Annotated in this window: 12 protein-coding genes; 7 read left to right on the top strand and 5 right to left on the bottom strand. The window is 71.8% G+C overall.

The features are described from left to right. Positions 1 to 55: 55 nt before the first annotated feature. From ACQPZW_RS36085 to ACQPZW_RS36070, 4 genes are all read right to left on the bottom strand, one after another. Entirely contained in the window at positions 56 to 814 is a 759-nt protein-coding gene (locus ACQPZW_RS36085; protein WP_433790479.1) for an ABC transporter permease, read from the bottom strand. Beyond that, a complete protein-coding gene (locus ACQPZW_RS36080; protein ID WP_433790478.1) occupies positions 811 to 1815 on the bottom strand; it encodes an aliphatic sulfonate ABC transporter substrate-binding protein in 1005 nt (334 codons plus the stop codon). Before ACQPZW_RS36080 ends, ACQPZW_RS36085 begins: the two co-directional genes overlap by 4 nt. After that, positions 1812 to 2777 (bottom strand): ABC transporter ATP-binding protein, encoded by a 966-nt coding sequence (locus ACQPZW_RS36075; protein ID WP_433790477.1) that lies wholly within the window; start codon positions 2775 to 2777, stop codon positions 1812 to 1814. The genes ACQPZW_RS36080 and ACQPZW_RS36075 overlap by 4 nt, the downstream gene beginning before the upstream one ends. A gap of 70 nt (positions 2778 to 2847) precedes the next feature. Beyond that, complete coding sequence (locus tag ACQPZW_RS36070; protein ID WP_433790476.1) at positions 2848 to 3579, bottom strand: hypothetical protein; 732 nt, start codon at positions 3577 to 3579, stop codon at positions 2848 to 2850. 109 nt (positions 3580 to 3688) lie between these two features. Between ACQPZW_RS36070 and ACQPZW_RS36065 the strand changes: the two genes are divergently transcribed. Continuing rightward, the gene (locus ACQPZW_RS36065; RefSeq protein ID WP_433790475.1) at positions 3689 to 4492 is read left to right on the top strand and encodes a TIGR02452 family protein; all 804 of its coding nucleotides are present in this window, start codon (positions 3689 to 3691) and stop codon (positions 4490 to 4492) included. A gap of 164 nt (positions 4493 to 4656) precedes the next feature. Next, a complete protein-coding gene (locus tag ACQPZW_RS36060) occupies positions 4657 to 5142 on the top strand; it encodes a hypothetical protein (RefSeq protein ID WP_433790474.1) in 486 nt (161 codons plus the stop codon). Between the two features lie 13 nt (positions 5143 to 5155). On the opposite strand, the gene ACQPZW_RS36055 is transcribed toward ACQPZW_RS36060, so the two are convergent. Then, positions 5156 to 5722, bottom strand: a complete 567-nt coding sequence (locus ACQPZW_RS36055; protein ID WP_433790473.1) for a hemerythrin domain-containing protein — start codon at positions 5720 to 5722, stop codon at positions 5156 to 5158. Positions 5723 to 5987: 265 nt separating this feature from the next. On the opposite strand from ACQPZW_RS36055, the gene ACQPZW_RS36050 reads away from it, so the two are divergent. The 5 genes from ACQPZW_RS36050 (at position 5988) to ACQPZW_RS36030 (ending at position 11156) form a co-directional block, all read left to right on the top strand. Continuing rightward, positions 5988 to 6497 carry a GAF domain-containing protein gene (locus ACQPZW_RS36050; protein WP_433790472.1) on the top strand — a complete coding sequence of 170 codons (510 nt, stop codon included), beginning with the start codon at positions 5988 to 5990 and terminating at the stop codon, positions 6495 to 6497. Between the two features lie 745 nt (positions 6498 to 7242). Next, a complete protein-coding gene (locus ACQPZW_RS36045) occupies positions 7243 to 7791 on the top strand; it encodes a hypothetical protein (protein ID WP_433790471.1) in 549 nt (182 codons plus the stop codon). Between the two features lie 43 nt (positions 7792 to 7834). Then, a complete protein-coding gene (locus ACQPZW_RS36040; protein WP_433790470.1) occupies positions 7835 to 8878 on the top strand; it encodes a carbohydrate kinase family protein in 1044 nt (347 codons plus the stop codon). Positions 8879 to 9185: 307 nt separating this feature from the next. Beyond that, positions 9186 to 10742, top strand: coding sequence for a 6-phospho-beta-glucosidase (locus ACQPZW_RS36035; RefSeq protein ID WP_433790469.1), 1557 nt, complete (start codon positions 9186 to 9188; stop codon positions 10740 to 10742). Between the two features lie 105 nt (positions 10743 to 10847). Beyond that, entirely contained in the window at positions 10848 to 11156 is a 309-nt protein-coding gene (locus tag ACQPZW_RS36030; RefSeq protein WP_433790468.1) for a putative quinol monooxygenase, read from the top strand. Positions 11157 to 11278 lie beyond the last annotated feature (122 nt).

Below are 11278 nucleotides of genomic sequence, written 5' to 3'. Positions count from 1 at the left end.
CCTTCCCGTCATACCGTGGCCAGACGCGGCCCGGTCACCCGGCCCGGACCGGCCCCTACCGGGGCGCTGCGGACGGCGTGACGGCGGCCAGGCCGAGCAGCGTGTCGCTGAGCTTCCCGATCAGGGCCAGCAGGATGATGGCCAGCAGCATCACATCGGTACGCCCGGTGTTCTGGCTGTCGATCAGCAGGAAGCCGAGCCCCATCGACGAGGCGATCAGCTCCGCCGCGACCAGGAACAGCCAGCCCTGTGCCAGCCCGAGCCGCAACCCCGACAGGATCGCCGGGGTCGCGGCCGGGAACAGCACGGTGCCGAGCAGTGGCAGCCCGGACCGCCCGTACGCCCGCCCGACCTCGACCAGGTGCGGGTCGATGTGTGACAGCGCCGCCGACACGGTGGTGTAGACCGGGAAGAACGCGCCGATCGCCACCAGCACGATCTTCGGCGTCTCCCCGATACCCAGCCAGAGCAGCAGCAACGGCACCCAGGCCAGCGACGGTACGGCCCGGATCGCCTGCACCGTGGGGGAGAGGACGGCGTTCGCCGCACGGGACAGCCCGACCAGGCCGCCGAGCGTGAGCCCGAGCGCCGAGCCGACGGCGAAACCGATCAGCACCCGTTGTGTGCTGATCGCCACGTGATGCCAGAGCTCGCCGCGCCGGAGCAGCTCACCGAGGGCGGCCAGGACCTCGCCGGGCGGCGGCAGCTGTGCCGCCGAGTAGACCCCGGCCGAGGCGACGAGGTGCCACGTGAGCAGGATCGCCGCCGGGAGCAGGGCCCCGGCGGCGATCCGGCCGATACGCGGCAGCGTCACGAAACGGTCCGGGCGGCGGCGTACTTCGGCTCGAACAGCGTGTCGATCGCGGTCCGCGCGTCGGCCTCGCTCTTCACGTTGGCGTCGGCCACGAGGACCGGCAGGATCTTCTCGAAGACGGCCTTCTGCGCGGCGCCGGGAACCGGGTCGATGTCGAGCACCGTCCGCTGGGTGAGGACCGCCTTCGCCACCGGCTCGGAGATCTTCGCCTCCTTGGCGTACAACGCGACCGCCTGGTCCGGGTTCGCGGTGATCCACTGACGGGCCTTCTCGTACGCGTTCACCACCGACTGCGCCAGGTCGGGGTGCTCGGCCAGGAACGCCTCCCGCGCGTTGAGCACGCCGTAGGAGTTGAACGCCACGTTCCGGTAGATCAGCTTCGACCCGGCGTCCACCTCGGACGTCGCCATCAGCGGGTCCAGCCCGGCCCACGCGTCGACGTCACCACGCTCCAGCGCCGTCTTGCCGTCGGCGTGCTGCAGGTTCGTCACCGTCACGTCGGCGGGCTTCAGTCCGGCCTCCTCCAGCGCCTGCAGGAGGAAGAAGTAGGGGTCCGTACCCTTGGTCGCCGCGATCTTCTTGCCCTTGAGCTGCGCCACCGACGTGACCGTGGAGGTCTTCGGCACGACGATCGCCGCCCACTCGGGCTGGCTGAACACGTCGATCGTCTTGATCGGCGACCCGTTGGCCCGCGCCACCAGGGCCGCCGCGCCCGCGGTCGAACCGACGTCGACGGCGTCCGCGCGCAGCGCCTCGTTCGCCTTGTTGCTGCCGGCCGACAGCTGCCAGCTGACCGTCACGCCCTTGCCCGCCAGCTCCGTCTCCAGCCACTTCTGCTCACGCAGCACCAGGCTCGCCGGGTTGTAGTAGGCGTAGTCGAGCCGCAGCGTGACGGACTTCGTGCCGTCGGCGTTCGCGGCGGGCGCGTCCTCGCCCTGCACGCAGCCGGCCAGCAGAGCGGTCGCGGCGGCCGTCGCGAAAACGGCGCGCAAGATCTTCATATGGGGTCCTTCCAGGGGGATCTGTTGCGGTTGGGTGGTGGTTCAGGAGGCGACGGCAGTGGGGGTACGGACGCCGAGCTCGCTGAGCAACAGGGAGCGGAGTGCGGCGAGCCCGGTGTCGGCACGGTCCCGCGGCCGGGCGTGGGGCACGTCGAGCACGAGCCGGATCGAGGCGGCGTCGTCCACATCGCCGGGTTGTCCACAGGCCGCCCGACGCGGGGCCCCGTTCTCGACCACACTGGCCTGTGGGGCTCCCCCTGGGAGGGCGGGCTGGCGGTTGCGGCGGTTGCGGCTGTCTCGCTCGCGGCTGTCTCGCTCGCCGACGGCCCGCTTCCGAGCAGCACGATCCGATCGGCCAGGTGCAGAGCCTCATCGACGTCATGGGTGACCAGCAGCACCGTGGTCCCGGCCGCACGCTGCACCTCGGCCAGCAGGTCCTGCATCCGCAGCCGGGTCAGCGCGTCCAGCGCCGCGAACGGCTCGTCGAGCAGCAGCACGCCGGGCCGCCGGGCCAGCGCCCGGGCGAGCGCCGCCCGCTGGGCCATCCCGCCGGAGACCTGCCGCGGCCGGTGGCCGGCGAAGTCGGCGAGCCCGACGACGTCGAGCCAGTGCGCGACCTCCGCGCGGCCGCGTGCCCGGTCGTAGCCTCGGGGCAGGCCGTAGGCGACGTTGCGTTCGAGGGTGCGCCACGGCAGCAGACGCGGCTCCTGGAAGACGACGGCGCACCGGGGCTCGAAGCCGCGCACCGGCTGCCCGTCGACGAGGACGCGACCGGACGTGGGGGTGTCGAGCCCGCCGGCGAGGCGCAGCAGCGTCGACTTGCCGCACCCGGACGGGCCGAGGAGCGCGACGACCTCGCCGGCCGCGACGGCGAGGTCCACCCCGGACAGGACGGCCCGCCGCCGCCCGCTCGCGGTGAACTCCTTACCGACACCGGAGATCTCCAGGGGCACAGCACTCATGCCGCGCAGCCTACCCACTATTCCTATTGAATTACTAGAGCGTGTGGGCGTTCCGGGAGTGTAACAGAGATCATCCGAAGGACAGCGCGAGAGCCACGACGGCAGCCACGACATAGGCGACGACCGCGGCCCCGACCACCCACAGCCGCTCCCGATCATCCCGGCCCAACCGGAGCAGAACGGCCGCCAGCAACGGCAGCACCAGCACGGCGTGCAGCGCGACACCGTGCACCGGCTTCAGGAAACCGCCCATCTCGTACGCCGCCCGCGGGCTCACCGTCCGGAAGAGGACCGTCCCGCGCGCCACCATGGCCACCCCGCTCGCCAGACTGACCAGCATCAGCGCGAACCCGGCCCGCACCGCGAGCCGCATGTCCGCGGGCCCGCGCATCCGCCCGCGCAGAGCCGTCACCGCGTACGCCCCGAGAGTCGCCACCAGCACCGCCCCACCCGCCGCGAGGATCATCGCCACCCCGCGGTCGAACGTCGTCTCGGTGTTGAAGTGCGACGGCGCCCCACGCCACGCCTGCACGGTGATCCCGGCGACCTCGACCACGCAATCGGCCGCGAAGACACCCAGCAGCCAGGCTCGCGCCCGGTCCCCGAGGGCCAGCCACCGCGTCACCCAGGCGACCGTGATCAGCGTCAGGCCGAAGGACAACCCGAAGGTGGCCGGCTTGCGCCACGACACCGGCCCGGCCCACGGCACGTCGTCCGCGACGAACACACCGAGGTGCACGATCCCGGACACGATCAGGACCAGGCCTATGGCGTACGCCGCGGTCTCCACCGGCTTTCTCATGAGGGCGAGCATGCGCCGTACGGACGATCGGCGTCGTCATGTCCCGGGCGTAGCCCCGGATACGACCGGGGGCGTACGGGCGGCCGCCCGGTGCGTCATGATCAGGGGTGTGAGCGGCAGACTGCGGGCGATCGCCCAGGAGACGGTCTCCATCGTGGAGCGCGGGACCTACGAGGGCCCGGACGGTGTCGTCGACATCGCCGATGCCGTGGCCCGCGCGGTCCGGGGCACCCGGCTCCACCTGCCCGACGACGTGCTCGCCCCGCCGCCGGCCGCGGCCGGTCCGCTCGCCGTGGAGGTCACCGCGGAGAGCAGCCTCGACGCCGCACGCCGGGTGGCCACCGAGCGCGACGGGGTGGCCTGCCTCAACTTCGCGTCGGCACGCAACCCCGGAGGCGGGTTCCTCAACGGGGCCCAGGCGCAGGAGGAGAGCATCGCCCGTGCCTCGGCGATCTACCCGTCGCTGCGGGCGGCCGGAGACTTCTACGCCTTCCATCGGGCGGATCGGGGGCTGCTCTACACCGACCGGGTCATCTGGTCACCCGGGGTTCCGGTGTTCCGCGACGACCGTGGGCGGTTTCTCGCCCGGCCGTACCATGTCTCCTTCCTGACCGCGGCCGCCCCGAACCGTGCCATGATCGCCCGCGACCAGCCCGGACTCCTGCCGGAAGTGCCCGGCGCCCTCGCCCGGAGGGCGGATCGGGTGCTGCGGGTGGCCGCCGCGCACGGCTGTCGTGAGCTGGTGCTGGGCGCCTGGGGCTGCGGGGTGTTCGGCAACGACCCGGCGCAGGTGGCCGCCGTCTTCGCCGCGGCGCTGGCCCGCGCGCCGTGGTTCGACCGGGCGGTCTTCGCGATCCTGGACCGGCGCGAGACCGTCCGCGACGAGTTCCGCGCCGCCTTCGGCCTGAGCTGAGCGCTGAGTCGTCCACGCCGGGGTCCGTGCCGCCTTCGGCCTGAGCTGAGCGCGCAGCCGTCCACACCGGGGTCCCGTGCCGCCTTCGGCCGGAGCTGAGCGCGCAGCCGTCCACGCCGAGGTCACGGAAGGTAGGGTGTTGCTCACCTAAGGCTGGAGCCCGCATGACGACGCCTACCGAGGACCCGTTGATCCGTTTCGGGCGCTGGGCGCTGGCCAAGGTGTGGTTCGGGGTGGTCCTCTCCGGTGGTTACGCACTCGGCCGCCACTACGACTGGCCGCAGGTGCTCCTGACCGCGGCAGCCGTGCTCGGCGCCGTGACGCTGGCCCTGGCCTCGTCGTTCCTGCCGGTCTGGACCAGGCAGCGGCCCAGCGGCATCCCGGTCGCCGACGTCGGGCTGCGGGTGATGGTCTGGGGTGGCCTGGTCATCTCGGTGATCGCCCTGCTCGTCGGGATGCCCGCGGTCGGCATGGTGGCCGCCGCGCTGCTGCTCAACACGGCGGCCCGCACCTTCGGCGACCCGTTCGCCCCGCTGCTGCGCCGGCTGCGGATCACCCCCGCCGTCCGGCACATCACCCCGGGCCGACGACCGGCCCAGCCTGATCAGAAGCGGTCACACCGCCCCTCGCCGGCGCGCCGGGCGGCGTGACCGGCCACCGCGTTCAGTCCTTCTGCGACTGGTGCCAGTCCCGGACGGCGTCCCGCGTCCTGTCGAAGATCGCCAGCGGCGGACCGGCGATCAGGTTGGCCACCGGGCTCTCACCGGCCTCCGGGTGCGGGCGGGTCGGCGAGACGGCCTCGGCGGCGCGGACCGCCCCGGCCATCCGCAGCAGCCGGTCCGGGTCGGTCTTCGTCCGCAGCTGCGGGAACTCCTCCTGCTCCTCGTGCAGCGCGTGGCTGAGCACCGCGGCCTCGAACTCGGCGAACCGAGCGTCGAAGTCCGGCGACTCGACACCCAGCTCGTAGAGGTCGGCCAGATCGCGCTTGGCCATGTTCTCCTCTTCGAGGCGGGCCTCCACGACCGCGTCGCCGGCGTCGGCCCGGGCAGCCGGGTGGACCACCTGCTCCTCGGCGCTCTCATGCACCGCGAGCAGCCGGGTCAGCTCCTGGAAGGCATCCCGCTTCGTCTCCCCGGTGGACTGGTTCACCCGGGTGAAGAGGGCCTTGATCTGCTGATGCTGGCTGAGCAGCAGCTCGATGACATCCTGTTCCTTCTGCACCGTGGTCATGTCCTGGCGACTACCCGCGCCGCCTCACCCGTAACGGCCCCTCGGTGCCGGACTGACGTTTTGCCTGGTCCGGATGGTTGCTCAGAGGTTGCCGCGGGTTGCCGACCTGAATGGTGCGGGCAACGAGGGCCATCCGTATCGGGAGAACAGGATGAGCGAGATGTACGGCTGAGGCCGAAGGATCTGGGCCGACCTGAGCCCGGCCCACGTTCAACGACCCGCGAGCCGCGCACACCCGGCTGTCACTTCTGACGAAGGAGCTGTCGTGAGGACCGACCTGTTCGACCGGCTCGGTCTCCCGGAGCGCATCCGGGAGATCGCCGGCTACGACCTCTTCGACCCCGACCTGCGAACCAGCCTCGACGCTCTCGCCCAGCGCAGCGCCGGCCTCCTCGAAGCCCCCGTCGCCCTGGTCTCGGTCGTGCTCGACACGTCCCAGTTCATCATCGGCTCCCACGGCATCGCCGGATGGGTCGCCGAGACCCGGGGCGTCCCCGCGGAGTGGGCCATCTGCGCCCACACCGTGCTCGCCGGCGAACCGTACTGCGTGGTCGACGGCATGACCGACCCACGACACGCCGGCAACCCGTTCCTGCAGCTGACCGGGCTGCGCAGCTACCTCGGGGTGCCGCTCACCGGCAGCGGCGGGCATTCGCTCGGGGCGCACTGCGTGATCGACGCCCGGCCCCGGATCTTCAGCGACGTGGACCTGGCCGTGCTCAACGACGGCGCCGAGAAGGCGATGAAGCTGCTCTGCGCCTACCGGCTCAGATAGCGGTCGCCGGTGTGCCGTCCCACTTCCATTCGGTACGGCGGGGGCGGCCCGGCAACTCGGCCCGGCCGGTCGCCCACAGCAGCGTCTCCCACCGGCCGGCCGTTTCCGGGGTCTCCCCTCGGCCGGCCGTTTCCGGGGTCTCCCTTCGGTCGGCCGTTTCCGGGCCTCTCGGAAGAGACGGCGCAGCGCCCGGTCGCAAAGGTCTTCCGGCGGCGCCCACGGCAGGTCGAGAGCCACCGCGACGTCGTGCAGGTGCACCAGCGTCTCCACCACGCCCATCGCCGCGAACCCGGCCGGATCCGAAACACCGTAGGGATGGAACGCCCGGCGCTCCGGCGGCGCGACCGTGACCACGGCAGCGAGCAGCCCACCCGACGACTCCAGGACCTGTACCAGCCCCTCCTGGTTCTTCGGGTCCTCGCTGAAGATCGTCAGAGCCGGCCCGTCGGGACGGCTGCGCCGCCATCCGAACGGGACATACGACTCCGGCGGCGTGTTCTCCGAGGCCACCTGCCCGGCGTACGCGAAGAGGTCGTCAGCGACATGCTCCACAGTCTCCCAGCAGGACCAGGTCAGGCCCGCGGCCGGCACATGCCAGTCCCGCCCGACGGCTGTCCGCAAGGTGGCTGCGGCGAGAGAGACGGCGGCGCGCACATCATCGGCGGTGGTCATGGGGCGGAATCTATCCGTACGGGTAACCGGCCGCCCACGCATTTTTGTCATACCCCCGGCGCATCATCGCGGTATGGGAGAACCAGCAACGCCGATTCGCCGCCAGATCGAGCTCACGGTCGCTGAGGCTCGCCTGCGGTTCCAGCAACTCGTCCGGGTCACCGGGCTGACCGGCCAGGTCACCGTCGTGGTCGACGGGGGCCGGCCGATCGCCGCGATCGTCCCGGTGTCCGAGGCCCTCGGCAACGGGCCGGCCCCGCCGAGCGGCGCCTTCCCACCGGCCGTCGATCCCTCTGCCTCGCCGTCCACCTCCGCGCCGCGTTCGCCGTCCACCTCCGCGCCGCGTTCGCCGTCCACCTCCGTGCCGCGCTCGCCGTCCGGGCCGGAGACCCGTGCCGAGGGCCGGTCCGGCACCCCGTCCAGCGCCGGTGCCGAGGGCTGGATGCGGCGGATCGAGAAGGTTCGGGAGGACGTTCGCCGTCAGCACGCCCACCGGATAGGCGAGTTGTCCCAAGCGTTGGACGAGGCGTGGCGCCTGCTCGACGACATCCGGCCGGGGGGCACCGATCGGGTCGTCGACACACTGCGTGCCGCCCACGCCGATCTACGAAAGGCAGGCTGATCAATCACGACTTGGCCGATAGGAGCGGGGCTAAGATCGGACGATGGCGCGACCGCTCGACCTCTTCGTTCCGGGAGTCGTCTATCTCGACGTCATCTTCACCGGGCTACGTGACCTGCCCGCACCCGGCGAGGAGGTCCGGGCGAGCGGCATGGGCTCGTGCCCCGGCGGGGTGGCCAACCTGGCGGTCGCCGCGAGCCGGCTCGGCCTGCACACCGGCCTGGGCACCGCGCTCAGCTCGGATGCCTATGGTGAGTTCTGCCATCGGGTGCTCAGTCGCCAGGAGGGCATCGACCTGTCCGCGTCGCGCCGGGTCGACGACTGGCACTCGCCGGTGACCGTCTCTCTGGCTTATGACCGCGACCGCAGCATGATCACCCACGGCCATCCGCTCCCGACCGACGAGGACGGCCTGGTCAATGGTCTCCCGGCGGCCCGCAGCGCGGCGGTGAGCCTGGCACCGGAGGGGACCGGCTGGGTGCGGCGGGCCCGGGCCGCAGGCACGATGGTGTTCGCCGACGTCGGGTGGGACGAGACCGAGCAGTGGTCGTTCGACGTGCTGGACGACCTGTCCGACTGTCACGCCTTCCTGCCGAACCAGGTCGAGGCCATGCGCTACACCCGCACCGACGACCCGCGTCAGGCGTTGGAGAAGCTGTCCGGCCTGGTCCCGGTGGTGGTCGTGACGTGCGGCGGCGACGGCGCGCTGGCGGTCGACGGCACGACCGGTGAGGTGGCGACCGTCCCGGGCGTGCCGGTGGAGGCCCTCGACCCGACGGGCGCCGGCGACGTCTTCACCGCCGGGTTCATCACCGGCACCCTGGGCGGCTGGCCGCTGCCTGACCGGGTCGCCTTCGCCACTCTGGTCGGCGCGCTGTCGGTCCAGCATTTCGGCGGTTCCCTTTCGGCGCCCGGCTGGGGCGACATCGCCGACTGGTGGCAGGCCACCCGCCACCGAGACACCAGTGCGGAGCTGGCCACCCGTTTCGGCTTCCTCGACGACGTGATCCCCCCGGGCAGCCGCAACGCCGTCCACCGGGCGACCGCCACGATCGCCCGCCTCTCCGACGCCCAGCCCGACCACTGACCGCTGCCCGGCCCGGCCCTGCCGCCGTCTTCGACACCCATCGCTCACCGGCCTGCCTCAATGTTGGCGTCTTCGCTTACCGGCCTGCCCCAATGTCGACGCCATTGCCTACCGGCCCACCCTGGCCGCCTCTGCCGTCTCTCGCTGGAAGCGGCTTGCCAGCCGCATCTGGTCGATGTTCGGTCCACCACGGTTCCGGGGGGTCGATCGCTCGAGATGGGGGAGGGTGGAAACACGTTCCGGACCGATACCCGGTGAGGCCAGACCGTCCGAGAGCCGTGCCGCAGACGAGAACTACGGTGATGAGATGCGACTGACGATTCTCGGCGGCGGCGGTTTCCGGGTGCCGCTGGTGCACCGGGCGCTGCTCGCCGACCGCCGCCGGACCGGCATCACCGAGCTGGTCCTGCACGATGTCGACCGCGAGCGCCTCGACGCGATTGGCCGGGTGCTCGCCGCCCAGGCCCGTGACGTGCCGGACGCGCCCACCCTCGTCACCACGACCGACCTGGACGAGGCCGTGACCGGCGCCGCGTTCGTGTTCTGCGCGATCCGGCTCGGTGGCCTCCGCGGCCGGGTCGTCGACGAGCGGGTCGCCCTGGATGTGGGAGTGCTGGGCCAGGAGACCGTGGGCGCGGGCGGCATCTCCTACGGTCTGCGCACCGTCCCCGAGGCCCACCGTATCGCCGCCCGCATCGCCCGCCTGGCCCCCGACGCCTGGACGATCAACTTCACCAACCCGGCCGGCCTGGTCACCGAGGCGATGGCCACCCACCTCGGCGACCGGGTCATCGGCATCTGCGACTCTCCGTCCGGCCTGGCCGACCGGGTGGTCCGTGCGATCGGCGCTGATCCGGCCACGGTCCGCGTCGACTACGCCGGGCTCAACCATCTCGGCTGGCTCTACGGCATCCACCCCCTCGGCGAACCGCCGTCCACCCCCACGCCAGGATCAGGTCGGGCCGACCCGTCCGCCTCCCCGTCCGGATCAGGTCAGGCCGACCCGCTCGCTTCCACGTCCGCATCGGGTTCGGCTGACCTATTCCCGTCCGGGCCCGGTTGGGCTGGCCCGCTGGGCTCTGCGTCCGGGTCGGGTCGGGCGGGGGCGTCTGGTGCCGAGAGCAGCGAAGGGCTGCTGGGTGTGCTGCTCGACGATCCGAAACGGCTCGAGTCGATCGAGGAGGGGCGGCTCTTCGGCGCCGGCCTACTACGGGAGCTGCGCGCCGTACCCAATGAATATCTGCACTATTATTACGACGCTGCCGGGACCCTGGCCGCGGTGCGGGGTGCGGCACGCACGCGTGGTGAGTTCCTGCTCGGCCAGCAGCACCGCTGCTACGCCGAGATCGCCGCCGGGGATCCCCTCGACGCCTGGCTGGCGGCGTGGCGTGAGCGCGAGGCCACCTACATGGCCGAGAACCGGGAGCTGACCGGGGCCGGTGACCGTGAGCACGACGAGTCCCGTCCGGCCGGCTACGAGGGGGTGGCTCTCGCGGTCATGCGCGCCCTGGCCCACGACGAGCCGGCCACCCTGATCCTCAACGTGCGCAACAGAGGCACGCTGGACGTTCTCGACGGCGATGCGGTGGTCGAGGTGCCCTGCACGGTCACCGCGGCCGGAGCCGTTCCCCAGCGCGTCGCTCCGCTTCCGGAGCATGGCACGGAGCTGGTGAGAGCGGTCAAGACGTCCGAGCGCCACATTCTGGAGGCGGTCGCTTCCGGTTCGAGGACCTCAGCGGTACGGGCGATGGCCGCACACCCGCTGGTCGGGCCCGAGGTGGCGGCCCGCCTGATCGACGCCTACCGCTCCGAGTTCCCGGAACTGGCCTACCTGCGTCCTGACCAGGCGCCGAGCCGGGTGTGACGCCGCTTACGCCCGGGGGCCGGGTGGAGACCTGTCGGGCGAAAAGTGTCGTACCCGGCTGGCAGGGTGTGAGGCAGGACGGGGACGACCGAGGAGGAGACGATCGTGAAATACGGCTACTTCGGTTCGATGAAGGTGAAGCCCGGCCACCGTGACCAGGTGGCGAAGATCCTGCTGCGCGCCTCCGACGGTGTGCGTGCCGCCGGTTGTCATCTCTACGTGGTCGGTGTCGCCGACGATGATGATCAGACGATCTGGGTCCATGAGGTGTGGGACAGCAAGGAGCATCACGACGCCTCGCTGCAGCTCCCGGAGACCCGTGCCGCCATCGCCGAGGCCATGCCCATGCTGACCGGCGAGTTCACCAGCCGCGAGTTCACCGTGCTCGGCGGCTTGGGCCTCCCAGCCGAGTAGGGCCGCCCTCCCGAGCGGTCGATCTTCCACAGCTGTTGTTCCAACGGTCGTTCCGGCGGCCGATCCTCGGAAGTGGCCCCTATCCAGCAGCCGTTGGCACACTGCGGTTCCGTTCCGGAGGC

Source organism: Actinoplanes sp. CA-252034, from assembly GCF_050956125.1.
Lineage (GTDB): Bacteria > Actinomycetota > Actinomycetes > Mycobacteriales > Micromonosporaceae > Actinoplanes.
Note: the sequence above shows the minus strand (reverse complement) of the source record. Positions and strands in the feature narration are given on the sequence as shown.